At 60.3% G+C, this 25,154-nt stretch carries 30 protein-coding genes; 20 read left to right on the top strand and 10 right to left on the bottom strand.

All coding sequences use genetic code 11. The features are described 5' to 3' along the window. On the bottom strand, positions 1-1,494 hold the full coding sequence (locus tag AC097A_RS12505; RefSeq protein ID WP_479621088.1) for an AMP nucleosidase: 1,494 nt from the start codon (positions 1,492-1,494) through the stop codon (positions 1-3). Positions 1,495-1,563: 69 nt separating this feature from the next. Between AC097A_RS12505 and AC097A_RS12500 the strand changes: the two genes are divergently transcribed. Next, positions 1,564-1,893 carry a hypothetical protein gene (locus AC097A_RS12500; RefSeq protein ID WP_105259361.1) on the top strand — a complete coding sequence of 110 codons (330 nt, stop codon included), beginning with the start codon at positions 1,564-1,566 and terminating at the stop codon, positions 1,891-1,893. Here AC097A_RS12500 and AC097A_RS12495 read toward each other — a convergent pair. Beyond that, a complete protein-coding gene (locus tag AC097A_RS12495; RefSeq protein ID WP_236635156.1) occupies positions 1,873-2,091 on the bottom strand; it encodes a cysteine-rich CWC family protein in 219 nt (72 codons plus the stop codon). The two genes, AC097A_RS12500 and AC097A_RS12495, sit on opposite strands and share 21 nt — an antisense overlap. Before the next feature lie 58 nt (positions 2,092-2,149). On the opposite strand from AC097A_RS12495, the gene AC097A_RS12490 reads away from it, so the two are divergent. Next, positions 2,150-2,617 (top strand): CYTH domain-containing protein, encoded by a 468-nt coding sequence (locus AC097A_RS12490; RefSeq protein ID WP_479621087.1) that lies wholly within the window; start codon positions 2,150-2,152, stop codon positions 2,615-2,617. On the opposite strand, the gene AC097A_RS12485 is transcribed toward AC097A_RS12490, so the two are convergent. From AC097A_RS12485 to AC097A_RS12475, 3 genes are all read right to left on the bottom strand, one after another. Further along, entirely contained in the window at positions 2,593-4,122 is a 1,530-nt protein-coding gene (locus AC097A_RS12485) for a tetratricopeptide repeat protein (protein ID WP_479621086.1), read from the bottom strand. The genes AC097A_RS12490 and AC097A_RS12485 overlap by 25 nt on opposite strands. Next, positions 4,115-4,792, bottom strand: coding sequence for a glycosyltransferase (locus tag AC097A_RS12480; RefSeq protein WP_479621085.1), 678 nt, complete (start codon positions 4,790-4,792; stop codon positions 4,115-4,117). The genes AC097A_RS12485 and AC097A_RS12480 overlap by 8 nt, the downstream gene beginning before the upstream one ends. A 150-nt stretch (positions 4,793-4,942) precedes the next feature. Next, positions 4,943-7,177 (bottom strand): malate synthase G, encoded by a 2,235-nt coding sequence (locus tag AC097A_RS12475; protein WP_479621084.1) that lies wholly within the window; start codon positions 7,175-7,177, stop codon positions 4,943-4,945. A 139-nt stretch (positions 7,178-7,316) separates the two neighbouring features. Between AC097A_RS12475 and AC097A_RS12470 the strand changes: the two genes are divergently transcribed. The 6 genes from AC097A_RS12470 to AC097A_RS12445 all read left to right on the top strand — a co-directional run bounded on the left by AC097A_RS12470 (position 7,317) and on the right by AC097A_RS12445 (position 12,301). Next, positions 7,317-7,616, top strand: coding sequence for a Dabb family protein (locus AC097A_RS12470; protein WP_315474058.1), 300 nt, complete (start codon positions 7,317-7,319; stop codon positions 7,614-7,616). Positions 7,617-7,687: 71 nt separating this feature from the next. Then, positions 7,688-7,969 (top strand): helix-turn-helix domain-containing protein, encoded by a 282-nt coding sequence (locus AC097A_RS12465; protein WP_315474057.1) that lies wholly within the window; start codon positions 7,688-7,690, stop codon positions 7,967-7,969. Then, entirely contained in the window at positions 7,969-9,309 is a 1,341-nt protein-coding gene (locus AC097A_RS12460; protein WP_479621083.1) for a type II toxin-antitoxin system HipA family toxin, read from the top strand. Before AC097A_RS12465 ends, AC097A_RS12460 begins: the two co-directional genes overlap by 1 nt. Positions 9,310-9,326: 17 nt before the next feature. Beyond that, positions 9,327-10,523 carry a CaiB/BaiF CoA transferase family protein gene (locus AC097A_RS12455; protein ID WP_479621082.1) on the top strand — a complete coding sequence of 399 codons (1,197 nt, stop codon included), beginning with the start codon at positions 9,327-9,329 and terminating at the stop codon, positions 10,521-10,523. Between the two features lie 70 nt (positions 10,524-10,593). Beyond that, positions 10,594-11,538, top strand: a complete 945-nt coding sequence (locus AC097A_RS12450) for a LysR family transcriptional regulator (RefSeq protein ID WP_479621081.1) — start codon at positions 10,594-10,596, stop codon at positions 11,536-11,538. A 31-nt stretch (positions 11,539-11,569) separates the two neighbouring features. Then, complete coding sequence (locus AC097A_RS12445; protein WP_479621080.1) at positions 11,570-12,301, top strand: DUF429 domain-containing protein; 732 nt, start codon at positions 11,570-11,572, stop codon at positions 12,299-12,301. Positions 12,302-12,837: 536 nt separating this feature from the next. On the opposite strand, the gene AC097A_RS12440 is transcribed toward AC097A_RS12445, so the two are convergent. The 5 genes from AC097A_RS12440 to AC097A_RS12420 form a co-directional block, all read right to left on the bottom strand. Continuing rightward, positions 12,838-14,019, bottom strand: a complete 1,182-nt coding sequence (locus tag AC097A_RS12440) for a GGDEF domain-containing protein (protein ID WP_479621079.1) — start codon at positions 14,017-14,019, stop codon at positions 12,838-12,840. Between the two features lie 171 nt (positions 14,020-14,190). After that, entirely contained in the window at positions 14,191-14,454 is a 264-nt protein-coding gene (locus tag AC097A_RS12435) for a DUF2164 domain-containing protein (RefSeq protein WP_315479722.1), read from the bottom strand. An 81-nt stretch (positions 14,455-14,535) separates the two neighbouring features. Further along, positions 14,536-15,351, bottom strand: a complete 816-nt coding sequence (gene proC / locus AC097A_RS12430) for a pyrroline-5-carboxylate reductase (protein WP_479621078.1) — start codon at positions 15,349-15,351, stop codon at positions 14,536-14,538. Between the two features lie 78 nt (positions 15,352-15,429). After that, positions 15,430-17,013, bottom strand: coding sequence for a glycerol kinase GlpK (gene glpK, locus AC097A_RS12425; protein ID WP_479621077.1), 1,584 nt, complete (start codon positions 17,011-17,013; stop codon positions 15,430-15,432). 20 nt (positions 17,014-17,033) lie between these two features. After that, positions 17,034-17,798, bottom strand: a complete 765-nt coding sequence (locus AC097A_RS12420) for a DeoR family transcriptional regulator (protein WP_315847644.1) — start codon at positions 17,796-17,798, stop codon at positions 17,034-17,036. Between the two features lie 113 nt (positions 17,799-17,911). On the opposite strand from AC097A_RS12420, the gene AC097A_RS12415 reads away from it, so the two are divergent. The 12 genes from AC097A_RS12415 to secY all read left to right on the top strand — a co-directional run bounded on the left by AC097A_RS12415 (position 17,912) and on the right by secY (position 25,124). Then, on the top strand, positions 17,912-19,513 hold the full coding sequence (locus tag AC097A_RS12415) for a glycerol-3-phosphate dehydrogenase/oxidase (RefSeq protein WP_105259347.1): 1,602 nt from the start codon (positions 17,912-17,914) through the stop codon (positions 19,511-19,513). Between the two features lie 192 nt (positions 19,514-19,705). Beyond that, positions 19,706-20,074 (top strand): 50S ribosomal protein L14, encoded by a 369-nt coding sequence (gene rplN / locus AC097A_RS12410; RefSeq protein WP_007861702.1) that lies wholly within the window; start codon positions 19,706-19,708, stop codon positions 20,072-20,074. A 9-nt stretch (positions 20,075-20,083) separates the two neighbouring features. After that, positions 20,084-20,404, top strand: a complete 321-nt coding sequence (gene rplX, locus AC097A_RS12405; RefSeq protein ID WP_105259346.1) for a 50S ribosomal protein L24 — start codon at positions 20,084-20,086, stop codon at positions 20,402-20,404. Positions 20,405-20,406: 2 nt separating this feature from the next. After that, positions 20,407-20,946 carry a 50S ribosomal protein L5 gene (rplE, locus tag AC097A_RS12400; protein ID WP_105259345.1) on the top strand — a complete coding sequence of 180 codons (540 nt, stop codon included), beginning with the start codon at positions 20,407-20,409 and terminating at the stop codon, positions 20,944-20,946. An 8-nt stretch (positions 20,947-20,954) separates the two neighbouring features. Beyond that, positions 20,955-21,260: a 30S ribosomal protein S14 gene (gene rpsN / locus AC097A_RS12395; protein WP_105259344.1), complete on the top strand. Its 306-nt coding sequence runs from the start codon at positions 20,955-20,957 to the stop codon at positions 21,258-21,260. Between the two features lie 18 nt (positions 21,261-21,278). After that, complete coding sequence (gene rpsH / locus AC097A_RS12390; RefSeq protein WP_105259343.1) at positions 21,279-21,674, top strand: 30S ribosomal protein S8; 396 nt, start codon at positions 21,279-21,281, stop codon at positions 21,672-21,674. 24 nt (positions 21,675-21,698) lie between these two features. Next, on the top strand, positions 21,699-22,232 hold the full coding sequence (rplF, locus tag AC097A_RS12385; RefSeq protein ID WP_105259342.1) for a 50S ribosomal protein L6: 534 nt from the start codon (positions 21,699-21,701) through the stop codon (positions 22,230-22,232). A gap of 11 nt (positions 22,233-22,243) precedes the next feature. After that, on the top strand, positions 22,244-22,609 hold the full coding sequence (gene rplR, locus AC097A_RS12380; protein ID WP_105259341.1) for a 50S ribosomal protein L18: 366 nt from the start codon (positions 22,244-22,246) through the stop codon (positions 22,607-22,609). 17 nt (positions 22,610-22,626) lie between these two features. After that, positions 22,627-23,151, top strand: a complete 525-nt coding sequence (gene rpsE, locus AC097A_RS12375; protein ID WP_094481691.1) for a 30S ribosomal protein S5 — start codon at positions 22,627-22,629, stop codon at positions 23,149-23,151. Positions 23,152-23,165: 14 nt separating this feature from the next. Next, a complete protein-coding gene (rpmD, locus tag AC097A_RS12370; RefSeq protein WP_105259340.1) occupies positions 23,166-23,348 on the top strand; it encodes a 50S ribosomal protein L30 in 183 nt (60 codons plus the stop codon). A gap of 9 nt (positions 23,349-23,357) precedes the next feature. Then, positions 23,358-23,789: a 50S ribosomal protein L15 gene (gene rplO, locus AC097A_RS12365; protein ID WP_105260330.1), complete on the top strand. Its 432-nt coding sequence runs from the start codon at positions 23,358-23,360 to the stop codon at positions 23,787-23,789. Positions 23,790-23,813: 24 nt separating this feature from the next. Beyond that, complete coding sequence (gene secY, locus AC097A_RS12360) at positions 23,814-25,124, top strand: preprotein translocase subunit SecY (RefSeq protein WP_315474047.1); 1,311 nt, start codon at positions 23,814-23,816, stop codon at positions 25,122-25,124. Positions 25,125-25,154: the final 30 nt, after the last annotated feature.

The raw sequence follows: 25,154 nt of genomic DNA, 5'->3' as shown, positions 1-25,154 counted from the left end.
TTACTGGAAAGCCACCTCGGCAAAGCTGCGCAGCTTGCGGCTGTGCAGCTTGTTCAGGCTTTGGGCGCGCAGCAGCTCCAGCGCGCGAATGCCGATGCGCAGGTGTTGGTCGACCCGCTCGCGGTAGAAGTGGTTGGCCATGCCGGGCAGCTTGATTTCACCGTGCAAGGGCTTGTCACTCACACACAGCAAGGTGCCGTAGGGCACGCGAAAGCGAAAGCCGTTGGCCGCAATGGTGGCGCTTTCCATGTCCAGCGCCACTGCGCGGCTCTGGCTGAAACGGCGCTGGGGCTGGTTGTCGGGCAGCAGCTCCCAGTTGCGGTTGTCGGTGCTGGCCACGGTGCCGGTGCGCATGATGCTTTTGAGTGCAATGCCCTGTACCTGGGTGACCTCGGCCACGGCCTGCTCCAGCGCCATTTGCACTTCGGCCAGAGCAGGGATTGGCACCCACAGCGGGAGTTCTTCGTCCAGCACGTGGTCCTCGCGCACATAGCCGTGGGCCAGTACGTAGTCGCCCAGTTGCTGGCTGTTGCGCAGGCCAGCGCAGTGGCCCACCATGATCCAGGCGTGGGGGCGCAGCACGGCAATGTGGTCGGTGATGTTTTTGGCGTTGGCCGGGCCCACGCCGATGTTGACCATGGTGATGCCCGCGTTGTCGGCGCGCACCAGGTGGTAGCCCGGCATTTGTGGCAGGCGCGGTGGGGCGGCGCCCAGTGCGTCGATGGGCTCGGCCGCCAGGCCTACGCGGCGGGTGATCACGTTGCCGGGTTCTACAAACGCGCAGTACTCACTGTTGGGGTCGGCCATGGCCGTATGGCCCATGCGCACGAATTCGTCGATGTAGAACTGGTAGTTGGTGAACAGCACAAAGTTCTGAAAATGCTCGGGCCCGGTGCCTGTGTAGTGGCGCAGGCGGTGCAAGGAGTAGTCCACGCGTGGCGCGGTGAACAGGGCCAGCGGCAGGGCTTCACCGGCCTTGGGCACATAGGTGCCATTGGCAATGCCGTCGTCCATGGCGGCCAGGTCGGGCAGGTCGAACAGGTCGCGCATCAGGGTGCGGCGCTGGGCGCTCATATTGCCTTCCACATGGTCGTGTTCGGCAAACGAAAAATGCACCGGGATGGGCTGGCTGCTGGTGCCAATCTCCAGTTCCACACCGTGGTTTTGCAACAGCAGGCGGAACTGCTCCAGGTAGTAGTCGCTGTAGAGGTCGGGGCGGGTGAGGGTGGTCTCAAACCGGCCAGGGCCGGCCACAAAACCGTAGCTCAGCAGGGACACGTCGGCTGTGGGGGCGCGGGACACGGTGTCGGTGTGAATACGCACCAGCGGGTAGCAGGCCCGGACATGGCCGGCACTGTCGTCCCCCGCCACAAAACGCTGCATGCCCTGGCGCAGATGCTGGATGCTGCTGTCGTAAATGCGTTGTACCTGGGCCAGTGCAGCGGCCGGGTCGATAAAGCGGGCGGGGGCGATGAAGGGGGGCAGGCTGGACATGGGGGTATTGTGCCGCGTGATTGTTGCGCCGGTATGCGGTAGAGTGCAGGCAAGACCACCACGAGGCCCATGGTGCCAGACCCGAAAGACTCCCGTTTTCACGAAACCGGTTTCCCCTCCCTGCAGTGGGAAGAGGAGGACTTGCCCACGCGCCCTATGCCTTTCCATGAGCGGCCGCTGCAGGCCCGCATCGACCATGAGATGGCCATCATTGCCGAGCACCACATTCGCATCGCCCTGGCCATCGAAAAATTTTGGGGCCACCGCGACTGCGTGGAGTACCTGCAGACCCTGGTGCTCAGTGGTGGCTACAGCGACACCACCCGCAACCGTGTGGGCTTCAAGCCCGAAGTGCTGTCTGCCCTGATCAACCTGGCGTCATTGCACCGGGTGGAGTGAGCGGGCGGCGCAGGCGGCGCAGATGCAGGTTTTTCCCTGGTCGGCCGCGGGCACGCTGGCCAACAGTTCTGCGCTGAAGCTGGCTTGGGTGCACCAGCAAGGCGGCTGCTTTTGGCCGGTGCTGCGCTCCATTTCCATGGCGCATTGGTTGCCTTGGCCGCACAGCGGGCACACTTCAGGGGTGGTGGAGCGTGGCATGGACATGGTGTCCACAGTGTAGCCAGCGCCTGCTGTTTGGCAAAGGAAAGCAAACCCCATGGGCGTGGAAATCGAACGTAAATTTTTGGTCAAGGGCCAGCCTTGGCGCGAGACACCCGGCGTGCCCTATCGCCAGGGCTACTTGAACCGGGACAAGGCCCGCACAGTGCGGGTGCGTATTGCGGGCGAGGACGGATTTCTCACCATCAAAGGGGTAAGCGTGGGCGCGACACGTGCCGAGTTTGAGTACCCCATTCCCCTGGCTGATGCAGAAGCCCTGTTGGCGCAGTGTGATGGCCCTTTGGTCGAAAAAACCCGCTATCTGTTGGACCACGCGGGCACGCGCTGGGAGCTGGATGTGTTTGCCGGCGATAACGCCGGGCTGGTCGTGGCCGAGGTGGAGCTGGAGTCCGAAGACCAAGCCTTTGTGCGGCCCGACTGGCTGGGTGACGAGGTGACGCAGGATGCGCGTTACTTCAACTCCAACCTGGCCGCGCACCCCTACTGTCGCTGGGCCACGCCATAGCGCGCTTGCAGCGATGCGGCCAGCGCCGCCATGGGGGCTTGCCACCCAGCGTCTGGGGCACTGGCGGTTTGCCGGTGTACCGCAAAACCGGGAAACCAGGGCGAGGGGGAGCCTTCCTCTTGCCAGCGAAATTCTGCGGGCGCAGGCACCAGCACATCCCCGCCGATACCTAGCCCTGCGCACAGGTGCACATTGGTGTTGCTCACGCCTACCAGCCCGTCCAGACAAGAGAGCAGGCCCAGCAGCTCGTTCAGGTCCTGGTCGCAGGTGCTCGCGTTCAGCACGCGGTCGGCACCTAAACGTGCTTGCACTTGCGCCCACTCATTGGGCTGCAGCCCCCGCTGCAAGACCACCACCTCCACGTCCAGTGCTGCCAGTGCATCCAGCAGGCTGTCTAGTGGGGCAGACTTTTGCAGCCAGCGCTGGGTGGCAAAACCCTGGGGCTGGGCTTGCGTCGTGCCTGCACGCCAGGCCAGGCCCAGCTTGCGGCGCGGGCTGGCCAACAGCGGGTACTGCTGTTGCAGGCGTGCGCGCACGGCGGCGCTGGCCTGTAGTGGCACGGCCACGGGGCAGGTTGGGGCGTGTGGTCCGCCCAGGGCCAAGGGCAGGTCACCGACCAGTAGCCGGATGGAGGCTGGTGTGTCGGGGGTCTGCACGAGCGATGCAAGCGCGGGCTGGCTGAGCAGGGGCGCCAGCTTGGTGTTGCACAGCTGGTAGTGCACCTGCGCGCCGCGCGCCTGCAAGGCGGGCAGGTAGCGCATAAAAAACAGTTCATCGCCAATGCCTTGCTCCCCCTGCACCCGCACGGTGTGGCCGTGCAAGTCGGCGGGCAGCTCTGGGGTGTTTGGCACCCAGTGCGCGGGTGCGCCTTCGTGGGCATGGCGGTTGAAGCGCCAAGCGTAGTGTTGCCAGCCCTGTGCGAGCTTGCCTTGGCGCAGGCAAAGCAACGCCAGGTTGTGGTGCGCGTCCACATGGTTGGGTTGCAGCGCCAGGGTGGCAAGCAAGGCGGATTCGGCCGCAGCGGTCTGGCCGCACTGGGCCAGGCTGCTGCCCAGGTTGTAGTGCAGGCGCACCGATTGGGGGTGCCTCTGGGCGGCGGCTTGCAAAAAGGTCACGGCCTGTTCGGGCAGGCCCGCCTGTTCGTAGAACACGCCCAGGTTGTAGGCCGCTTCCTCATGGCCGGGGTCCAGCATGAAGGCCTTGATGAGCTGCATCTCCGCGGCGGTGGTTTGCCCGGTGAGCTGCAGGGCGCGGCCCAGGGTCAGCGCATGTTCAATGGCCAGGGTCTGGTCGTTGCCCGGGTCCAGGTCCTGCAGCAGGGCCACACAGTCGGCATAACGGCCCAGGTGGAACAGCGACTCGCCGGCCAAAAAACGCCAGTACACCTGCTGGGGCTGCGCTTCCAGCGCCTGGGCATAAGCGTCCAGCGCCCGTGCAAATTCTCCGTGGGCCAGAAACTGGTCACCGGCCAGTGCGTGGTCCAGGCCCGGCGTGGCCTCAGCCATCGCGTTGTTGTGAGTAGTCGGCCAGCAGGCGTTCGCGGTGCCATTCGGCAGCCATGGGGTCGTCGGCGTATTCGTGGAAGCAGGGGGTGCCCAGCGTCCAGTGCAGCAGTTTGGCGTCGGGGTTGGGCCCCAGCTCCTGTGGCAGCCAGTTCCATTCGCGTGGTAGCGCGCCTATGAGTTCGTCAGCCAGCCAGGTAAAGCGGTGCAGCTGGGCGCCGCTGCCGTTCTCTACAAACGCGGGCGTCACCACGCGGTTGGCCGGGTGGCCGCAGTTCCATAGCACCACGCTGGACCAGTTTTTGCGCGGGTAGTCCTGGTTTTTGGAGCCAAGGTACTTGCCCTGGGCCTTGGTTTTGTAGTCGTGTTGCACACACATCACGGCTTTGCTCTCGTCGCGCAGGGCCCAGAGCTGGGCAATGTCCTCGCGCAGCACCATATCGCCGTCCATGAAGATCGCCCAGCCGCCGTAGTCGGTCAGGTGCGGCAACAGAAAGCGGCTGTAGATGAACTGGTTGCTGCCGTCGCCATGCGTCTCGCGGTAGTCGGGCAGGGTGTGCAGCGCCAGCGGGGTGATGGCCACGGGCTGCCGTGCGTGCCGCACGATGCTGTTGGCACATACGTGGTAGGCCACGGCTTCGCGCGGGTCATAACCAATGAAGATCCGGATCATGCGCCATGCTAGGGCGGGGCTGTGACGCTGAAGCGCCGAAAAGCAGGGATTTACCGGACAAAAAAGGGCTGAAGGCCTAATTGGCCTCCAACCCCTATGGATATTGCGCAAACAGCTCCTAATTTAGGAGCGGAGTGCGGGTGTCGGGGCTTACGCCGCCTTCACCTTCAGCCGCCACGCATGCAGCAAGGGCTCGGTGTAACCGCTGGGCTGGGCCAGGCCCTTGAACACCAGCTCAGTCGCCGCCTGGTAGGCCGCGCCCTTGAAGTTGCCCACCATCGGGGTGTAGAGCTTGTCTCCAGCGTTTTGCTTGTCCACCTTGGCGGCCATGCGGGCGAAGGTTTCTTCCACCTGGGCTTTGGTGACCACCCCGTGGTGCAGCCAGTTGGCCATGTGCTGGCTGCTGATGCGCAGGGTGGCGCGGTCTTCCATGAGGCCGATGTCGTTGATGTCAGGCACCTTGGAGCAGCCCACGCCCTGGTCCACCCAGCGCACCACGTAGCCCAAAATGCCTTGCGCGTTGTTGTCCAGCTCTTGCTGCTTCTCGGCCGCGGTCCAGTTAGGGGTGGCGGTCACGGGGATGTGCAGCAGACCGGCCAGCAGGGCGTCGTGCTCCTGCTTTGCGTTGCGCTTGGCGTGGGTGGCTTCGATGTCCTTTTGCACATCGCTGACCAACAGCTGGTGGTAATGCAGGGCGTGCAGTGTGGCGCCGGTGGGGCTGGGCACCCAGGCGGTGTTGGCGCCGGCCTTGGGGTGGGCAATCTTCTGCTCCATCATGGCCTTCATCAGGTCGGGCATGGCCCACATGCCCTTGCCGATCTGCGCCTTGCCGCGCAGGCCGCAGCTCAGGCCCACCAGCACGTTGTTCTTCTCATAAGCGTGGATCCAGGCGCTGGCTTTCATGTCCGCCTTGCGCACCATGGGGCCGGCGTGCATGCTGGTGTGCATCTCGTCACCCGTGCGGTCCAAGAAGCCGGTGTTGATGAAGGCCACGCGGCTGCTGGCGGCGGCAATACAGGCCTTCAAGTTGACCGACGTGCGGCGCTCTTCGTCCATGATGCCCAGCTTGACCGTGCTGTCGGCCAGGCCCAGCATCTTCTCGACGCGGGTGAACAGCTCTGCGGCAAACGCCACCTCGGCGGGGCCGTGCATCTTGGGTTTGACGATGTAGACCGAGCCCTTGCGCGAGTTGCGGATGGCGTCCTTCTTGGTCTTCTTCAGATCGTGCAGGGCGATGGTGGTGGTGACCACGGCGTCCATGATGCCTTCGGGGATCTCTTTGGTTGTGCCATCGGCTGCGGTGTAGGTGATGGCCGGGTTGGTCATCAGGTGGCCCACATTGCGCACAAACATCAGGCTGCGGCCGTGCAGTTTCACGTCCTTCTTGCCATCGGGCGCGGTGTAGACGCGGTCGCCGTTCAGGCCGCGGGTCAGCGTCTTGCCGCCCTTCTCGAACTGCTCCACCAAGGTGCCTTGCAGTATGCCCAGCCAGTTGCCATAGGCCAGCACCTTGTCTTCAGCGTCCACCACGGCCACGGAGTCTTCCAGATCCAGGATGGTGGACAGCGCCGCTTCCAGCACCAGGTCGCTCACGCCGGCCGCATCGCTCTTGCCGATGGCCGTGGTGCGGTTGATGATGATGTCGAGGTGCAGGCCGTTGTGTTGCAGCAGCACGCTGGAAGGATCTTTGGCGGCGCCCTGGAAGCCGATGAACTGGGCTTTGTCAGCCAGCTTGCTGGTGCTGCCATCCTTCAGTGTCACGACCAGATCACCACCCTTGATGGCGTAGCCCGTGGAGCCCACATGCGAGCCTTTTTTGAGCGGTGCGGTGCGGTCCAGCACGTGGCGCGCGTATTCAATAACCTTCTTGCCGCGCTTGGGGTTGTAACCCTTGGGGCCGACTTTTTCGCAGCCCTTGTCTTCACTGATGACGTCGGTGCCATACAGCGCGTCGTACAGGCTGCCCCAGCGGGCGTTGGCGGCGTTCAGGGCGTAGCGGGCATTGAGCACGGGCACCACCAGCTGCGGGCCGGCTTGCGTGGCCAGCTCGGCATCCACGTTTTTGGTGCTGATCTTCACCTTCTTGGGGCTCTCAACCAAGTAGCCAATCTTTTCCAGAAAGGTCTTGTAGGCAGGCATGTCGGTGATGGGGCCGGGGTGGGCGGCGTGCCAGGTGTCCAGCTCGGTTTGCAGGCGGTCGCGCTCGGCCAGCAGAGCGATGTTTTTGGGGGCCAAGTCGGCCACAATGGCGTCAAACCCGCTCCAGAAAGCGGCAGGGGCAATGCCAGTGCCCGGCAAGACTTTCTCTTCAATAAAGGCGTGCAGGCTGGTGGCCACTTGCAGGCGGTGCGCGGTGGTGCGGGGGGTAGACGAAGCGTTGGACATGGACGATGCCTTTCGAGAAAAAACAAAATGGGGTGCCGGCCGCACACGGCCTGAGGCTAGTGAGTTACTGTATTCCATCCTTTGTGGGTCACTATATGGAAGAATATCAATCTATTTGTGACAAAAACAAAGGTAGTTCATGCCCATACGCCACCTGGTGCTGCTGAAATTCAAAGCCACTGTGACCGCACCCGAGATCCAGGCGATTGAAGCCGAATTTGCCGGTTTGCGCAGCAAGATCAGTGCCGTGCAAAGCCTGGAATGGGGCACCAACAACAGCCCCGAAGGCCTGGCCAAGGGCTTCACCCACTGCTTCAACCTCACGTTTGCCGACGATGTGGCCCGCGCGGTTTACTTGCCGCACCCGGACCACCTGGCGTTTGTGGAGATTTTGAAACCCACGCTGGACGATGTGCTGGTGCTGGACTACGCGGTGTAATCAGCGGATGAATAGTTGACGTAAATATCAATTTGAATTCAAATAAGTCATAAACTTGATATAAAAATCAATTGCAAACCCTCTCTGAACTCGGTGAAGCTGTCGCGCAGCGGCGCAAACTGCTTGGCCTCAAACAGGCAGATGTAGCTGCGCTTGCTGGGGTCACGGCGGAGTCGCTCTCGCGTTTTGAGCGGGGGCGCAGCGCAGAGTTTGGCAGCCGCAAACTACTGGCAGTGTTGGCAGTGTTGCATGCGGAGCTGGACATCCTGTCCGCAGGACAGGCTGGCAATCTGGACGCTTTGCGCCAAGAGCGCAACGCCACAGGTGCACCAAGCGCGGGGAGTAAAACCTGATGCAACTCGGCGTCTATGTGCTGGGCCAACAAGTCGCCACGCTGGAGCAGGCGGGCGACTTTAAAAGCGTATTGAGCTACTCGCCTACTGCTGCGCCAGACGCTTTTGTGTCGCTCACCATGCCTGTGCGGCTGGAAAGTTATGTGTGGGACGACCAGCTACCCCCTGTGTTGCAAATGAATCTGCCCGAGGGCTATCTGCTGCAAGTGTTGCAAGAGCAGTTTGGCCCGCACATAGGTGCAAGCCCCATCGCTTTGTTAAGCGTCATTGGGCGCAATATGGTGGGCCGGGTGCAAGTAGCCGCCGTGGGCGCAGCGCTGGATGAGCCAGCCAAACCCATTGAAGTGGCCGCCTTGCTCAAGGGCGATAACTCCGAGGCCGCCTTTGCTGCCCTGGTGAGGGAACATGCCACTAGCGGCGTGTCTGGCGTGGTACCCAAGTTCCTGGATACGCAGTTGGAGTCCGAGAACGCAGTAAGTACCCTCGCGCAGCACAAAAAAGCCAGCCTCATCACCCGCCGCCACATCATCAAAGGTTCGAGCACGCATTTGCCTTTCGTGGCATTGAACGAGCACCTGTGCATGCAAGTGGCAAGCCGCGTCATGCCCGCTGCAAAAACCGAAGTGTCAGACGATGGCCAAGCCTTGGTCGTGCACCGCTTTGATGTGGATGAACATGGCCAAGCCCACTGGGGTATGGAAGACTTTTGTAGCCTCTTGGGCCTGCGCCCCGCTGCTAAATACGACACCACCTGGGAACGCATTGCCCGCGCTGTGCGCGACCATGTTCCCGGTGAACGTCGATTGGAAACAAACCGTCTGCTAGCCATCACGCTCTTATTGAGCTATGCGCTGCGCAATGCCGACTGTCATGCCAAGAACATCGCCCTGCGCTACACCCGCCGCGCTGATGTGCACCTGGCCCCGGCGTATGACGTGCTTACCACCAGCGTGTACGCGGGCTACCAGCACAACCCGCCGGCTATCGAGTTCATGGGGAAAAAGACTTGGGCGCCCGGCAAAAACCTGCAGCGCTTTATTACCGCCACCTTCGGCATCCAACCCAAAGAGCAAGTGCAAATGGTGCAAGCCATTTGCGACGCAGTGGCCGACGTGGCCCCGAAAGTTCGCCAAGCCATGGCGCAGCACGACGGCTTTAAAGACATCGGCAAACGCATGTTGATGGCCTGGAGCGAAGGCGTGCAGGGCCTGCGCGACCAGCGTGTATACGCCGTTGGCGACTGGATGGTGGGCGAGGCCTTTGAGGGTTTTTCTGCGCCTGCGAAGCTGGAAACCCAAGCAACAAAAATTGGCCGCTCGCCTTTATTGGGTGAGCGGTAACCCATGAGTGACTCTCCATGAGCAACGAAGTTTCCGTCTCCAAAAACCTGCCCCTCACCGGCATCCGCGTTGTTGAATTCACCCACATGGTGATGGGCCCCACCTGCGGCATGACGCTGGGCGACTTGGGCGCCGAGGTCATCAAGGTCGAGCCGCTGGCCGGCGACAGCACGCGCAAGCTGCTGGGCAGCGGCGCGGGTTTTTACCCCCTGTTTAACCGCAACAAAAAAAGCATTGCGGTGGACCTCAAAAGCCCCAAGGGCCGTGAGATCGTGCTCAAGCTCATCGCCACGGCCGACATCGTGAGCGAGAACTTCAAGACCGAGACCATGCAGAAGTTGGGGCTGGACTACGCGAGCCTGAGTAAGCTCGACGAACGCCTGATCTACGTGAGCCACAAGGGTTTTTTGCCCGGCCCCTACGACCACCGCACCGCGCTGGACGAGGTGGTGCAGATGATGGGTGGCCTTGCCTATATGACCGGGCGGCCCGGCGATCCGCTGCGGGCGGGCTCCAGCGTCAACGACATCATGGGTGGCATGTTCGGCGCGATTGGTGCCATGGCCGCGTTGATGCAGCGCCAGCAGACCGGCAAGGGCCAGGAGGTGCAAAGCGCGCTGTTCGAGAACAACATCTTTCTCGTCGCCCAGCACATGATGCAGTTCGCCGTGACCGGCAAGGCCGCCGCGCCCATGCCCGAGCGCATTTCGCCCTGGGGCATTTACGACGTGTTCAGTGTCAAAAACAACGAGCAGATCTTCCTGGCCGTGGTGGGCGACGGGCAGTGGAAAACCTTTTGCGAGGCCTTTGCCTACGCCGACCTGTTTACCGATGCGCGCGTTACCACCAACAACGACCGCGTGCTGGCCCGCAGCTGGCTAATCCCCGAGCTGCGCCAGCGCCTGGCCCAGTTCAACCGCGCGGAACTGTCTGAGCGCTTTGAAAAAGTGGGCCTGCCGTTTGCCCCCATCACCGATCCGCAGCACCTGTTTGACGACCCGCACCTGCAGCAGACCGGTGGCTTGGCGCCCATGGAACTGCCCGATGGCCGCAAGACGCAGGTGCCGCTACTGCCCATCACGCTGGACGGCGCACGCCTGGGCCTGCGGCTGGACCCGCCCAAGCTGGGCGAGCACACCGACGCGCTGCTGCAAAGCCTGGGCTACTCCGGGGCGGATGTGGCAGCGCTGCATGCGGAAGGCGTGGTGCTATGAAAATGGTAGCTGTTTACGCAATATCTACGGGTGCTAGAGGCCAATTTATGCATGAAGTGGCGGGCTAGCCATGGACAAACTCAAACAGCTCGAATCCTTTGTGTCGGTGGCCACCCGCGGCAGCCTGACCGCGGCCGCCAACGCCGAAGGTGTGGCCCCGGCCATCATGGGCCGCCGTCTGGACGGGCTGGAAGAACGTCTGGGCGTGAAGCTCTTGATCCGCACCACGCGGCGCATCACGCTCACGCATGAGGGCAGCGCCTTTCTGGAAGATTGCCAGCGCATCATTGCCGACGTGGCCAATGCCGAAGCCAGTGTCAGCGCCGGTGGTATCAAGGCCAGCGGCCACCTGCGCATCACCGCGCCGGCCGGTTTTGGGCGGCGCCATGTGGCACCGCTGGTGCCCAAGTTCCGCGCGTTGCACCCTGAGGTCACGGTGTCGCTGAACCTGTCGGACCGCGTGGTGGACATTGCCGGCGAGGGCTTTGACTGCGCGGTGCGCGTGGGGGATATGCCCGACTCGTCCCTGGTGAGCGTGCGCATGGCCGACAACCGCCGCCTGTGCGTGGCCACGCCGGCGTATCTGAAGCGCCACGGCACACCGCAAACACCGGCCGACCTGGCCAAATTCGACTGCCTCACGCTGTCCAGCGATGCGTCCCAAACCCGGGGCTGGGCCTTCAAGTTGCCCGCAGGTACCAAGGGCACTGCGGGCAAAGAGGGCGAGGTGAGCTACCTCAAACCCGCCGGCCCGCTGGACTGCAGCGACGGCCAGGTGTTGCACGACTGGTGCCTGGCCGGTTTGGGTATTGCTTGGCGCAGCACCTGGGAGGTGGAGGCCGAAATTGCCGCCGGCCAGCTGGTGGCCGTGCTGGAAGACTATGCCGCCCCGCCCAACGGCATCTACGCCGTGTTTCCCCAGCGCAAACACCTGCCGCTGCGCGTGCGGCTGTGGATCGACTTCATCAAGGAGCGGTATGGAGCTGCTGGGTACTGGACGGCCGCCTTGAAATAGGTCGCAGTGCAGTTTTCACGAAAGGATATTTATGCTGATTGCAGGTATCGACTTGGCGTGGAAGAGCCAAGCAAATCCGACCGCACTTGCTGTGGGTAAGTTGTATGGCAGGACTCTGACCTTAAGCGCTTTGTTGGCCAATTTGTATGGCGTAGATGCCATCATGGGTGGATTGGCAGAATTCCCAGACATTCAAGGCATCGCCATCGACGGGCCTCTTGTTATTGGCAATCTGAGAGGACAACGTGAATGCGAAACGCGTGTGGGATCTGTATATGGTTCAAGAGGTGCTTCATGTCACACCTCCAACCTCACACTGTTTCCCTCGGCTGATAGCGTTCGGTTAGCCAATGTGCTTCGACTCCATGGGTTTGCACACTTGGGATTAGGTGCAGGCAAGTGGCAGATTGAATGCTATCCACACCCAGCACTGATTGAAATATTTGGCCTCGCTCAAAGGCATGCTTATAAAAAGGGCCGAGTCGAAGCAAGGCGGCGGGGGCAGTGTGAATTGGCGATGTTGCTGCAGAGACTTGGCGAGTCGGCAATCTTGCAATTGATCGTACCGTCTGAATTGAAGGCATGCATGACTCCACAGCACATAGCAGGACTTGCAGGTTTAGCCCTCAAACGCAATGAAGACATTCTCGACGCCATCGTTTGTGCATATGTTGGCGCACTGTACACAGTGGGCGTGAATGATGCAGTTTTTGGCGATGCTGCGAATGGGTATATTTATGTGCCTCAAACCGTTTGCATCTAGTGCTGAACCAATCTTTCCAATTAGTACGCTTTGCAAAGTCTTGCCCGAACTCACGAAGTGTTCCTCGGTAGTACCAGACTAGCCCGCAGATCCAGTACAGCGAAAGAGATGCGAGAGCATTCGCCTCTCGCATCATTTCTAGCGCCACAGGGTCGCGCCAGGACCAATAAAGCCAGTAGCAGCCATCTACGGAAAACCACGAAGTAAAGAGCATCAACGGCCAATGTCTCCAGCGCCGTTCCACGATGACGCGCATGGACCAGGAGGCAGTCACGTAGGCAATGAGTCCCATGATCAGACTGATGGGAATATCCCAGTCAGGCGCACGGTGGTAGTAGGCCCCGGCGACCAATAGGGCGATGCCCAACGCCAGGGTCAAAAGTTTCCATGGACGGGAAAGTTCGTGCAGTGGTTCAAAAGGCGGCATGCTTAAGTGGTCGAAAATCAACCATGCAATGGACGATTTTCGTTAAAAATTGCTACAAAAATAGGAGCTATCCGCGCAGTATCCATAAGCGATAGAGCCTGATTTTTCTCTAAACATGCTCCAACGAAATCTCCACCCGGTTGCGCCCATTGCGTTTGGCCAGGTACATGGCGGCGTCGGCGCGGCGCAGCACGCTGGCTTGGCTTTCTTTGGAGCCCAGCACGGCGGCACCAAAGCTGGCGGTGAGGGGGATGCTGGTGTCTTGCACCTGCAGCGGGGTCTCCTCCAGCGCCATGCGCATGCGGTTGGCGGCCTCGCGTGCGCCGGTGATGTGGGTGCCAGGCATGAGCACCATGAACTCTTCGCCGCCAAAGCGGCCCAGCGCATCCACGGTGCGCAGCCGGCTTTGCACCACTTCCACCACATGGCACAGCGCGCGGTCGCCGGTTTCGTGGCCGTGGCGGTCGTTGATGTCTTTGAAGTGGTCCAGGTCAAAAAACACGCAGGCCACAGGTTCGCCGCTGCGGTGGGTGCGCTCCAGTTCAATGCTCAGGCGCTCCTCTATCGAGGCACGGTTCAGGCAGCCGGTCAGGTGGTCCTGCTCGGCCAGGCTGCGAAAGCGCTTGACGAGGCGCCCGGCGGTCAGGCCCGCCATGGTGATGTTCATGGCCATGACGATCACGGTCAGCATCCACAGAAATGGCGTGAAGTGCGGGACTTGCACAAAGACCGCATTCGACGGTGGAGGCCCCTCCAGCAGCACCAGCAGTGTGCGCGTCAGCATGGCCAATGTGGCCAGCAAAAAAGGGCCGCTGATGGCCCAGCGAACGGTGGCCGAAAACTGGTCGTTGCGCAGGCCGCGGTAGCAGTCCCAGAAGCAGTTGAAGGTGAGGGCTGCTACCGTGAGCGAAAACACGATGGCCCGCACCATGTAGGAGCTGCCTTCGGGGGCCACCTGCAGGGTGATCACCATAGCGATCAGGATGGGGCCGATGCGCCGCGCCAGCGTGGGCAGCTCGTCCAGCCGCACCAGGTAGACGATGCCGCTGTGGAAAGCTGCCAGGCCCATGAAGACCAGCCATTCGACGCCTTGGTAATGCAGGTAGCTGGGAGTGGCCGTGCGTTGCACCAGCAGCGCTACGGTGCCAGCAAACAGCAGGTTGGCTACACAAAACCGGATGGTGGCCTTGGGTGCCATCTTCATGGCCCCACCAATAACACCCCAGGAAAATGCCCACATCGTGGTGAGCACCATGTCCATGTAGAACAACGTGATGTCGACCTGTCCCAAAACGGTTCCCCAAGGTGGCAGTGTTGGCTGGCGGCAATCATTGCTGTGCCGGTGGCTAGGGTCAGTGTACCCCTGCGATTTGGGCGGTTGCCAGCTTTTTGCGTGTTGCGCCGCGGCTTTGGCCAAGTGGTCAAACCACGCGCGGGGGCGGCGTGTGGGCAGGGGCTCGCTTCAACGTTTGCGGTCGAACTTGCGCCAGTAGGTGAACTCGGGTTCGTGCACTTCCACGTCCACTTCCATCACGCGCGCCTGCAGCCGGTCCTGCACATCGGTCACCGCCTGGTTGTAGACCAGCGGGCCCACCTCTTCCAGGAAAAAGCCCAGCAGCGCACCGGCGGCCACGTTGCCGATGGGCTCGTCCATGTTCTCGCGGAAGTAGCGCTCGATGGAGGTGATGGCCTGCTTGCGTGCCTCTTTGGAAATATCAATGGCCATGGGAAGGGGCTCCGGGTGCTATTAAAAGAGAAGCTGTTCACGCATTATCTGCGGGCGCTAGAGGTCTAAAAGGCTTGAAAATTAAGCCCCGCCGAATTCCTGGCCCAGCTCGCCCGCACGCTTCTGCGCGGCAAACAGCGCCTTGGCAAACAGGGCCTTCACCCCGCTTTCGTCCATGGACGTGATGGCCGCATAGGTGGTGCCACCCTTGGAGGTGACCTTGGCGCGCAGGCTCTCGGGCGGTTCGGTCGATGCGCGGGCCAGTTCGCCGGCGCCAATGAAGGTGGCCACGGCCAGCTGGTAGGCCTGCTCGCGCTCCAGGCCCATCTGGGCGCCGGCCTCGGTCATCGCTTCCATGAAATAGAACATGTAGGCCGGGCCCGAGCCGCTGATGGCGGTGACCGCGTCCAGCTGCGCCTCGGCCGTCAGCCACACGGTGGCGCCAGTGGTGGCAATCACCTCATCGGCCCAGTCCTTGTCGGCCTGGGTGACCGCGGGGCGGGCATACAGCGCAGTGATGCCCTTGCCGATGAGGGCGGGCGTGTTGGGCATGGTGCGGATGATGCGTTCGCTGCCCAGCCAAGCGGCAATGCTGCTGCTGGGAATGCCGGCCGCCACGCTCAGGTGCAAGGCGCCGGTGTTGTGCGTGGCCACGGCGGCGGCGGCGTCCTTGAAGGTTTGGGGCTTGACGGCCCAGACGATCAGGTCGACCGTGGCCAGAAAGGCGCCGGCCTCGGCCTGGGCGGTTATGCCAAAGTCGGCCTGCAGGCGCGTGCGCGCTTCGGCCCAGGGTTCCACCACGTCGATGTCGCTAGCTGCAAAGCCCTGGCGGACCAGCCCGCCGATGATGGCGCTGGCCATATTGCCGCCGCCGATGAACGCAATGCGCTTGCCCATGAAGTTGTCCTCAGTCGTTGTGGGTGGAGAGAGCGTCAGAGTCTATCCAAAGCCACCCGGCCAAGACCAACAAAGGCCTTACAGCGTGGTCTGGCGCACCGCGTGTTCCCACTGCTCCATGCGCTCCCGGGCGCGGGCGTGCGCCATGGTGGGCAGGAAGCGGCGCTCGGCCTTCCACAGGTCGGTCAGTTCGCTGGTGCTGCCGTACACGCCGGTGGTCAGGCCGGCCAGGTAGGCCGCGCCCAGGGCGGTGGTCTCTGTCACGGCAGGGCGCACGACCGGAATGCCCAGCAGGTCCGCCTGGAACTGCATGAGCAAATCGTTCACACAGGCGCCGCCGTCTACGCGCAGTTCAGACACCTGCGCACCCCCTGCGCGCACCGCGTCGCGGCTCATGGCCTGGAGCAATGCGGCGCTTTGAAATGCTATGCTTTCGAGAGCGGCCCGCGCAATGTGGGCGAGGGTGGAGCCACGGGTGAGGCCTGTAATGGAGCCGCGCGCATCGGGCTTCCAATACGGTGCGCCCAGGCCGGTAAAGGCCGGCACCACAATCACGCCGCCCGAATCGGGCACGCTTTGCGCCAGGCTCTGCACCTCGCCGCTGCCCTGGATCGCGTGCAGCCCGTCGCGCAGCCACTGCACCACGGCGCCGCCCACAAACACGCTGCCTTCCAGCGCGAATTCGGGCGGGCCGTGGTGGGTCGCAGCGCCGGGCCGCCCCAAGCCAGACCGCGCCCCCTCGGGGGGCAGCGCCGTACGCGAAGCGACAAGCGTGGGGGCTATTTGCGCCGCGCTGGTGGTGATGAGGCCGTTCTCGGAGGTCTGGAAGTTGTGGCCCGTGTGCATGAGCATGAAGCAGCCCGTGCCATAGGTGTTCTTCACCATGCCGGCCTTGAAGCAGGCCTGGCCAAACAGCGCGCTTTGCTGGTCGCCCGCCACGCCACCAATCGGAATCGCATGGCCCAGCAGCGCGGGCGCCACTTCACCAAACAGCGAGGCCGAGGGCTGCACTGCGGGCATCAGGCTGGCGGGAATGTCCAGCGCGGCCAGCAGGTCCTCGTCCCACAGGTTGGTGTGCACATTGAAGAGCATGGTGCGCGAGGCATTGCTCACGTCGGTGACGTGCACGCGGCCTTCGGTCAGCTGCCAAATCAGCCAGCTGTCGATGGTGCCAAAGGCCAGCTCGCCGTTGGCGGCCTGCGCGCGCGCGCCAGACACTTGGTCCAGCAACCACTTTAGCTTGGTGCCCGAGAAATAGGCATCTACCAGCAAGCCGGTTTTGTCGCGGATCGTGTCGGCCAAGCCGCGTGCGCGCAGTTCCACACAGGTGGGCTCGGCACGGCGGTCTTGCCAGACGATGGCGTGGTGGATGGGCTGGCCAGTCTTGCGGTTCCACACCACGGTGGTCTCGCGCTGGTTGGTAATGCCCACGGCTTTCACCTGCGCGGCCGTGATGCCGGCCTTGGCCAGCGCCTCGCGCGCCGTGGCGAGCTGGATGCGCCAGATCTCCAGCGCGTCGTGCTCCACCCAGCCGGGTTGGGGGTAAATCTGGGTCAGCTCCTTTTGCGCCATGGCAACGGTGCGGCCACTGGGGTCGAACACGATGCTGCGGGAGCTGGAGGTGCCTTGGTCGAGGGCGAGCAGGTAAGTGGGCTGGGGCATGTGTGTCTCCATGGGGGCGGTCAGTCCGCAATGTGCAGTTGTACGTTGGCGTCTGCCAGCAGCGGGCCAAACGCGGCAGGTGGTGCGGCGTCGGTGAACAAGCGGTCGATCTGTGAGAGGTGCCCCACCTCCACCATGGCGGGGCGATTGAATTTGCTGGCGTCCGCTGCGACCCAGACTTCCCGTGCATGGTGAAGAATGGTTTGCGCTACCTTTACCTCCCGGTAGTCGTAGTCGCGCAGGGTGCCGTCGGCCTCGATGCCGGAAATGCCGATGACAGCCAGGTCCACCTTGAATTGGCGGATGAAATCCACCGCCGCTTCGCCCACGATGCCCTGGTCCCGACCGCGGACGACGCCGCCTGTCACGATGACTTCGGTCTTGGGATTGACGCTCAGGATGCGGGCGATGTTCAGGTTGTTGGTAATCACGCGCAGCCCGCTGTGCTCGCCCAGGGCGCGGGCTACAGCTTCAGTGGTGGTACCTATGTTCAGGATCAATGAGCAGTCATTGGGGATCGCCATGGCAATAGCCCGCGCAATGCGCCGTTTGCCGGCCGCATGCAGGGTTTCGCGTTGCAAGTGGTCGATGTTTTCCACGGTGGAGTTGGGTACGCGCACGCCTCCGTGAAAGCGTGCCAGCAAGCCCTCATCCGCCAGTTTTTGGACATCGCGCCGCACGGTTTGCAGCGTCACCTGCAATCGCTCCGCCAATTGCTCCACCGACAGGCTGCCTTGTGCCTGAACGAGGGACAGCAAGGTCAGTTGGCGAGGATTGGGGGTCATGGGCAGAGGATGTAAGCGGAGGCAGCGAACTATAAACGAATGAAATCGCGTTGAAAAGTGACAAAACGAACAAAAAAGAATAGCATCGACCACCTCTTTACTTCGCCTTTTCCATGCCTCCAGTCACTGCCCCCATGCCCACCCGCCGAGAGGCGCTGATCGCCCGTTTGGGCGAAGACCGCATCTACGACATCGCCATCGTGGGCGGTGGCGCTACCGGCTTGGGCGTTGCGCTGGATGCTGCGGCGCGCGGGTTCCGTGTGGTGTTGGTGGATTCGCATGACTTTGCCAAGGGCACTTCCTCGCGAGCCACCAAGCTTGTTCATGGTGGCGTGCGTTACCTGGCCCAAGGCAATATCTCCCTGGTGCGCGAAGCGCTGCATGAGCGCACCACGCTGCTGAACAACGCCCCGCACCTGGCGCAACCGCTGCCGTTCGTGATGCCTTCTTACCAGTGGTGGGAAACCCCGTTTTACGGGGCAGGGCTCGTGGCGTATGACGCTCTGGCGGGCAAAGCCGGTCTGGGCAAGACCCAGTTTCTGGGGCGCGATGCCACGCTCAAATTACTGCCTACCGCCCGAGCCCAGGGGCTCAAGGGTGGGGTGAAGTACTGGGACGGACAGTTCAATGACGCCCGCCTGGCCTTGGCTCTGGCACGTACGGCAGCCACCAAGGGGGCGCTGCTGGTGAACTACTGTCGGGCGGCAGATCTTCTGTATATAGATGGCAAAGTACAGGGTGTCTTGTGCGAAGACACCGTGACGGGCCGGCAATACCCGGTGCAAGCGCACTGCGTGGTCAATGCCACGGGGGTGTGGGTCGATGAGCTGCGGCAAAAAGATGGGGATGCCAACGCCGGAGACGGACGTAAGCCCACCAAGCCCATGGTGGCGCCTAGCCAGGGTGTTCATATCGTGGTGGACCGTGAATTTCTAGGGGGCGACACTGCGCTCATGGTGCCTAAAACCGCCGATGGGCGGGTGTTGTTCGCGGTGCCATGGTTGGGCAAGGTCATCCTGGGCACCACGGACACGCCGCGACATGATTTGGCGCGAGAGCCGTTGGCCTTTGAGGAAGAGATTGAGTTCATCCTGACCGAATCGGCGCGCTACCTGCGCCGGGCCCCCACGCGTGCAGACGTCAAAAGTATTTGGGTGGGGCTGCGACCCCTGGTTAAGCCGCAGGAGGACGACGGCAATAGCACCAAAGGGATCAGCCGCGAGCATACGGTGTTGGTGAGTCGCAGCGGGTTGGTCACGGTGACGGGTGGCAAGTGGACGACCTACCGGGCCATGGCAGAGGATGTGCTGGAGAAATGTGCAGATAAGCAGCTGCTGCCTCTGCGCCAGCCGGGCGCTACGGTGAATTTGAAGTTGGTGGGAGCGATGCATGGCGGTGCGGCCGTGCAGTCCATCTGTCTGCCTCCTGGTTTGCCCAGTTACGGAGATGAGCAGGATGTCGTGGCCCAGATGCCGGGTGCCGACGTTGCACTCGCACCGGGGTTGACCGAGGGGATGGTGCGTTTCGCAGCTCGCTATGAGTATGCGGTGACGGTTGAGGATGTACTGGCCCGCAGGTCCCGCCTTTTGTTCCTCGATGCTGCTCTGGCCCTGACTTTGGCGCAGCGCGTGGGTGAAATTCTTGTGGAAGAGACCGGTTTACCCCCTAAAGTCGAAGAATTCACGGCACTTGGACAACAATATTTGCTTGCCTGAGTAAAAAGGTGTTGACGAAGCGGATAAGCGGGTGCACAATCGTGGGCTTCGCTTGAAAAAGTATGAAGGTTCTGCCCAAATGGATGTAGCGCGAGTGGTTCGTGTTGCAGACAGCGGGCCCAAGACTGACTGGTTGATAGTGTGTGCCGCAGTGGCAAATGCGATCTTCTGGTGCAAGTTGGGAATATTGAAATGATCCAAACTGAATCTCGATTGGAAGTTGCCGACAACACCGGCGCTAAGTCCGTCCTGTGCATCAAGGTGCTGGGTGGTTCTAAGCGTCGCTATGCAAGTGTTGGCGACATCATCAAAGTTAGCATCAAAGAAGCCGCTCCCCGTGGCCGCGTCAAAAAAGGCGAGGTTTACAGTGCTGTGGTGGTTCGTACTGCCAAGGGCATCCGCCGTGGCGACGGTTCTTTGGTGAAATTCGACGGCAACGCAGCAGTGTTGCTCAACGCCAAGTTGGAGCCTATTGGCACCCGCATCTTTGGACCAGTGACTCGCGAACTGCGCACTGAAAAGTTCATGAAGATCGTGTCCTTGGCTCCTGAAGTTTTGTAAGGACCCGCCATGAACAAGATTCGCAAAGGCGACGAAGTCATCGTTATCGCAGGTCGCGATAAGGGTAAGCGCGGAGTGATCTCCCTGCGCAAAGACGACTCTCACGTGGTTGTCGATGGTATCAACTTGGTGAAAAAGCACACCAAGCCAAATCCCATGAAGGGCACAACCGGCGGCATCGTTGAAAAGACCATGCCTATTCACCAATCCAACGTGGCAATTTTCAATGCCGCGACTGGCAAGGCTGACCGTGTTGGTATCAAGGTGCTCGCTGACGGCAAACGCGTTCGCGTTTACAAGTCCAGCGGCGAAGAAATCAAGGTGGCATAAGCATGGCACGTCTCCAACAACACTACCGCGAAAAAGTGGCAGCTGAGCTGACAACCAAGTTTGGTTACACCTCGCCCATGCAAGTGCCCCGTTTGACCAAAATCACCCTGAACATGGGTGTGAGCGAAGCGGTTGCCGACAAGAAGGTTATGGATAACGCCGTGAGCGACCTGACCAAAATTGCAGGCCAGAAGCCTGTGGTGACCAAGTCCAAAAAAGCTATCGCTGGTTTCAAGATCCGCGAAAACCAAGCTATTGGCTGCATGGTTACCCTGCGTGGCGTTCAAATGTACGAATTTTTGGATCGTTTCGTGACCGTGGCTTTGCCTCGCGTTCGTGACTTCCGTGGTATTTCTGGTCGTGCGTTCGATGGTCGTGGCAACTACAACATCGGCGTGAAAGAGCAGATCATTTTCCCTGAAATTGAGTATGACAAGGTTGATGCCTTGCGCGGTCTCAATATCAGCATCACCACAACGGCTAAGACTGACGAAGAGTGCAAGGCTCTCCTCGCTGGTTTCCGTTTTCCGTTCAAGAATTGAGGTCACCTGTGGCTAAAATGGCTTTAATCCAGCGCGAGCTGAAGCGTGATCAGTTGGCTGCCAAGTACGCGAAAAAATACGCGGAATTCAAGGCAATCGCAGGTGACGCAAAGCGTTCTGACGAAGAGCGCGCAGCAGCCCGTTTGGGTCTGCAAAAGTTGCCCCGCAACGCAAACCCCACACGCCAGCGTAACCGCTGCTCCATTACGGGTCGTCCCCGTGGAACGTTCCAGCACTTCGGTCTGGCACGTGCAAAGATTCGTGAAATGGCCTTTGCTGGTGAAATCCCCGGCATCGTCAAGGCCAGCTGGTAAGCGATAGGAGAACCGAACATGAGTATGAGTGATCCCATCGCCGATCTGTTGACACGCATTCGCAATGCGCAAATGGTTGCCAAGACAACTGTCTCGGTGCCTTCTTCCAAAGTGAAGATTGCCATTGCCCAAGTGTTGAAAGACGAAGGCTACATTGACGGTTTCAAAGTTTCTACCGAAGGTGGAAAGGCTGAACTCGAAATCGCCCTGAAGTATTACGCCGGTCGCCCTGTGATCGAGCGTATTGAGCGTGTGAGCCGCCCTGGCCTGCGCGTGTACCGTGGCAGCGAAGCAATTCCCCAAGTCCAAAATGGACTGGGCGTTGCCATCGTGACCACCCCCAAGGGTGTTATGACTGATCGCAAAGCGCGTGCCTCCGGTGTCGGTGGCGAAGTGCTGTGCTACGTCGCTTAACACTACATTGAGGAGTAAGAAACAATGTCCCGTGTAGGCAAACTTCCTGTCACCATCCCTGCGGGTGTCGAGGTGTCCATCAAGGCTGATCAAATCAGCGTGAAGGGTACTGGCGGCTCTCTGCAGTTGGCTCAAAACAGCCTGGTGAATATCGCTAATGATGCTGGCAAGCTGAGCTTCCAGCCCGCCAACGAATCCCGTGAAGCTGACGCAATGACTGGCACTTTCCGCCAGCTGGTCAACAACATGGTGGTTGGTGTGACCAAGGGATTCGAGCGCAAGCTGACCCTGATTGGTGTGGGTTACAAGGCGCAAGCGTCTGGCAACAAGTTGAATTTGGCTGTGGGTTACTCCCATCCTGTCAACCTGGACATGCCCGCTGGTATTACTGTGGCTACCCCCACACCGACCGAAATCTTGATCAAGGGTGCTGATCGCCAACGTGTTGGCCAGATTGCAGCCGAGATTCGTGCGATTCGTCCTCCCGAGCCTTACAAGGGCAAGGGCATCCGTTATGCGGATGAGAAGGTGACGATCAAAGAAACCAAGAAGAAATAAGGAGCTGCAACATGTTGACCAAAAAAGAGCAGCGTCTTCGCAGAGCCCGTCAAACCCGCATCCGCATTGCAACGCAAGGCGTAGCACGTTTGACAGTGACACGCACCAACTTGCACATCTACGCCAGCGTTATCTCTGGCGACGGTGGCAAGGTGCTGGCAAGTGCATCTACTGCAGAAGCGGAAGTGCGCAAGTCCCTGGGTGCAAGCGGCAAGGGCGGCAACGTCGCCGCAGCCCAGATCATTGGCAAGCGCGTGGCAGAAAAAGCCAAGGCAGCTGGTGTGGAGAAGGTTGCGTTTGATCGCTCCGGCTTCGCCTACCACGGCCGCGTCAAGGCGCTGGCAGATGCCGCGCGTGAAGCTGGCTTGCAGTTCTAAGCAGATCGGAAATAAAGATGGCTAAAGTTCAAGCAAAAATGCAAGGTAAGGCCGAGGGTCCTGAGGACGGTCTGCGCGAAAAGATGATCGCGATCAATCGCGTTACCAAAGTGGTGAAGGGCGGCCGTATTCTCGGTTTTGCTGCTTTGACCGTGGTTGGTGATGGTGATGGTCGTATTGGTATGGGCAAAGGCAAATCCAAAGAAGTCCCTGCAGCAGTGCAGAAGGCTATGGAAGAGGCCCGTCGCAACATGCTCAAGGTTTCGTTGAAAAACGGCACTATTCACCACAAGGTGATGGGTCACCACGGCGCAGCCAGCGTCATGATGGCTCCGGCTCCCAAGGGTACCGGCATCATTGCTGGTGGTCCAATGCGCGCAGTGTTTGAAGTGGTTGGTATAACTGATATTGTGGCCAAGAGCCATGGTTCTTCCAATCCCTACAACATGGTTCGTGCCACTTTGGATGCGCTGTCTGTGTCTACGACACCGTCGGAAGTTGCAGCCAAACGCGGCAAGACTGTTGAAGAACTCTTCGCCTAATCGAGGAATTCAAAATGACAACACAACAAACTGTGAAGATCCAATTGGTGCGTAGCCCGATTGGCACCAAAGAATCCCACCGTGCAACTGTGCGCGGTTTGGGTCTGCGCAAACTCAACAGCACCAGTGAGTTGCAAGACACACCTGCTGTGCGCGGAATGATCAACAAGATCAGCTACCTGGTCAAAGTGCTCTAAAGGTTGATGATGGAACTCAATAACATCAAGCCCGCTGACGGGGCAAAACACGCGAAGCGTCGCGTGGGCCGTGGTATCGGTTCTGGCTTGGGTAAAACCGCCGGTCGTGGTCACAAAGGTCAAAAATCCCGCTCTGGTGGTTACCACAAGGTAGGCTTTGAGGGTGGTCAGATGCCCATGCATCGCCGTTTGCCCAAGCGCGGTTTCAAGTCGCACTTGTTGCAATTTAATGCCGAAGTTACTCTGACCGCTTTGGAAGCGTTGGGCTTGGCTGAGGTTGACCTGTTGTCGCTGAAGCAAGCTGGCCTCGTTGGTCAGCTGGCCAAAGTTGTCAAGGTCATCAATACCGGTGCGATTGCCAAGGCTGTCAAACTCAATGGTATTGGTGCGACCGCTGGTGCCAAGGCTGCCATTGAAGCAGCCGGCGGAAGCGTTGCGTAAGTTTGCTTAGGCGAAAGTTAGCAAGTGGCAACAAACGCGGCTCAAACAGCAAAAACGGGTAAGTTCGGCGACCTGCGTCGTCGGCTTGTGTTTTTGCTGCTCGCTCTGGTGGTTTACCGCCTGGGGGCGCACATTCCTGTTCCTGGCATTGATCCTTTGCAGCTTCAACAGCTGTTTCAGGGCCAGCAGGGCGGCATATTGAATCTTTTCAATATGTTTTCTGGTGGTGCGCTGTCCCGTTTCACAATCTTCGCGTTGGGGATCATGCCGTATATCTCGGCATCCATCGTGATGCAGCTGTTGACATACGTCTTGCCGGCGTTTGAGCAGTTGAAAAAAGAAGGTGAAGCTGGGCGCCGCAAGATCACGCAGTACACACGGTATGGCACTCTAGGTTTGGCTTTGTTCCAGTCTCTGGGCATCGCCATGGCGTTAGAAGCATCTGCCGGACTAGTGATTGCCCCCGGTTTTGGCTTCCGAATGACAACGGTCGTTACGCTGACAGCGGGCACCATGTTCCTGATGTGGTTGGGTGAGCAAATCACCGAGCGCGGTTTGGGCAATGGCATTTCGATACTGATTTTTGGTGGTATCGCTGCAGGTCTTCCTAGCGCTGTGGGTGGTTTGTTGGAGTTGGTTCGGACAGGGGCCATGAGCATCATTGTGGCGTTACTGATCGTTGCCCTGGTGGTGTTGGTTACGTTCTTCGTGGTGTTTGTTGAGCGTGGGCAGCGCAAGATTCTGGTGAACTATGCGCGTCGCCAGGTGGGTAACAAAGTCTATGGTGGTCAATCGTCTCACCTGCCTTTGAAGCTCAACATGGCAGGTGTGATTCCGCCAATCTTTGCTTCCTCGATCATTCTGTTGCCAGCGACTATCGCAAACTGGTTCAGTTCCGGAGACTCGATGCGTTGGTTGAAAGACATCTCCAGCACGTTGAGCCCAGGTCAGCCCGTGTACGTAATGTTGTACGCCGCTGCGATTGTGTTTTTCTGCTTTTTCTATACGGCATTGGTTTTCAACAGCCGCGAAACAGCTGACAACCTGAAGAAGAGCGGTGCGTTTATTCCTGGTATTCGTCCTGGTGATCAAACTGCGCGATACATTGACAAAATTCTGCTGCGCTTGACACTGGCCGGGGCGATCTACATCACCTTCGTGTGTTTGCTGCCTGAATTTTTGATACTGAAGTACAACGTTCCATTCTATTTCGGTGGTACTTCATTGCTGATTATTGTTGTTGTCACCATGGATTTTATGGCGCAGGTCCAGAATTACATGATGTCGCAGCAGTATGAATCGCTGCTCAAGAAGGCGAATTTCAAGGCTTCTTGATAAAAGTAAGTCACCGTAAAGATGGGCACG

The sequence above is a fragment of the Rhodoferax sp. XS2R6 genome, from assembly GCF_056521365.1.
Note: the sequence above shows the minus strand (reverse complement) of the source record. Positions and strands in the feature narration are given on the sequence as shown.

Bases quoted from the DNA above. Each gene is read 5' to 3' on its own strand.
- AC097A_RS12505 (WP_479621088.1), bottom strand. From the start codon at position 1,494: ATGTCCAGCCTGCCCCCCTTCATCGCCCCCGCCCGCTTTATCGACCCG.
- AC097A_RS12500 (WP_105259361.1), top strand. From the start codon at position 1,564: ATGGTGCCAGACCCGAAAGACTCCCGTTTTCACGAAACCGGTTTCCCC.
- AC097A_RS12495 (WP_236635156.1), bottom strand. From the start codon at position 2,091: ATGCCACGCTCCACCACCCCTGAAGTGTGCCCGCTGTGCGGCCAAGGC.
- AC097A_RS12490 (WP_479621087.1), top strand. From the start codon at position 2,150: ATGGGCGTGGAAATCGAACGTAAATTTTTGGTCAAGGGCCAGCCTTGG.
- AC097A_RS12485 (WP_479621086.1), bottom strand. From the start codon at position 4,122: ATGGCTGAGGCCACGCCGGGCCTGGACCACGCACTGGCCGGTGACCAG.
- AC097A_RS12480 (WP_479621085.1), bottom strand. From the start codon at position 4,792: ATGATCCGGATCTTCATTGGTTATGACCCGCGCGAAGCCGTGGCCTAC.
- AC097A_RS12475 (WP_479621084.1), bottom strand. From the start codon at position 7,177: ATGTCCAACGCTTCGTCTACCCCCCGCACCACCGCGCACCGCCTGCAA.
- AC097A_RS12470 (WP_315474058.1), top strand. From the start codon at position 7,317: ATGCCCATACGCCACCTGGTGCTGCTGAAATTCAAAGCCACTGTGACC.
- AC097A_RS12460 (WP_479621083.1), top strand. From the start codon at position 7,969: ATGCAACTCGGCGTCTATGTGCTGGGCCAACAAGTCGCCACGCTGGAG.
- AC097A_RS12455 (WP_479621082.1), top strand. From the start codon at position 9,327: ATGAGCAACGAAGTTTCCGTCTCCAAAAACCTGCCCCTCACCGGCATC.
- AC097A_RS12450 (WP_479621081.1), top strand. From the start codon at position 10,594: ATGGACAAACTCAAACAGCTCGAATCCTTTGTGTCGGTGGCCACCCGC.
- AC097A_RS12445 (WP_479621080.1), top strand. From the start codon at position 11,570: ATGCTGATTGCAGGTATCGACTTGGCGTGGAAGAGCCAAGCAAATCCG.
- AC097A_RS12435 (WP_315479722.1), bottom strand. From the start codon at position 14,454: ATGGCCATTGATATTTCCAAAGAGGCACGCAAGCAGGCCATCACCTCC.
- proC (WP_479621078.1), bottom strand. From the start codon at position 15,351: ATGGGCAAGCGCATTGCGTTCATCGGCGGCGGCAATATGGCCAGCGCC.
- glpK (WP_479621077.1), bottom strand. From the start codon at position 17,013: ATGCCCCAGCCCACTTACCTGCTCGCCCTCGACCAAGGCACCTCCAGC.
- AC097A_RS12420 (WP_315847644.1), bottom strand. From the start codon at position 17,798: ATGACCCCCAATCCTCGCCAACTGACCTTGCTGTCCCTCGTTCAGGCA.
- AC097A_RS12415 (WP_105259347.1), top strand. From the start codon at position 17,912: ATGCCTCCAGTCACTGCCCCCATGCCCACCCGCCGAGAGGCGCTGATC.
- rplN (WP_007861702.1), top strand. From the start codon at position 19,706: ATGATCCAAACTGAATCTCGATTGGAAGTTGCCGACAACACCGGCGCT.
- rplX (WP_105259346.1), top strand. From the start codon at position 20,084: ATGAACAAGATTCGCAAAGGCGACGAAGTCATCGTTATCGCAGGTCGC.
- rplE (WP_105259345.1), top strand. From the start codon at position 20,407: ATGGCACGTCTCCAACAACACTACCGCGAAAAAGTGGCAGCTGAGCTG.
- rpsH (WP_105259343.1), top strand. From the start codon at position 21,279: ATGAGTATGAGTGATCCCATCGCCGATCTGTTGACACGCATTCGCAAT.
- rplF (WP_105259342.1), top strand. From the start codon at position 21,699: ATGTCCCGTGTAGGCAAACTTCCTGTCACCATCCCTGCGGGTGTCGAG.
- rplR (WP_105259341.1), top strand. From the start codon at position 22,244: ATGTTGACCAAAAAAGAGCAGCGTCTTCGCAGAGCCCGTCAAACCCGC.
- rpsE (WP_094481691.1), top strand. From the start codon at position 22,627: ATGGCTAAAGTTCAAGCAAAAATGCAAGGTAAGGCCGAGGGTCCTGAG.
- rpmD (WP_105259340.1), top strand. From the start codon at position 23,166: ATGACAACACAACAAACTGTGAAGATCCAATTGGTGCGTAGCCCGATT.
- rplO (WP_105260330.1), top strand. From the start codon at position 23,358: ATGGAACTCAATAACATCAAGCCCGCTGACGGGGCAAAACACGCGAAG.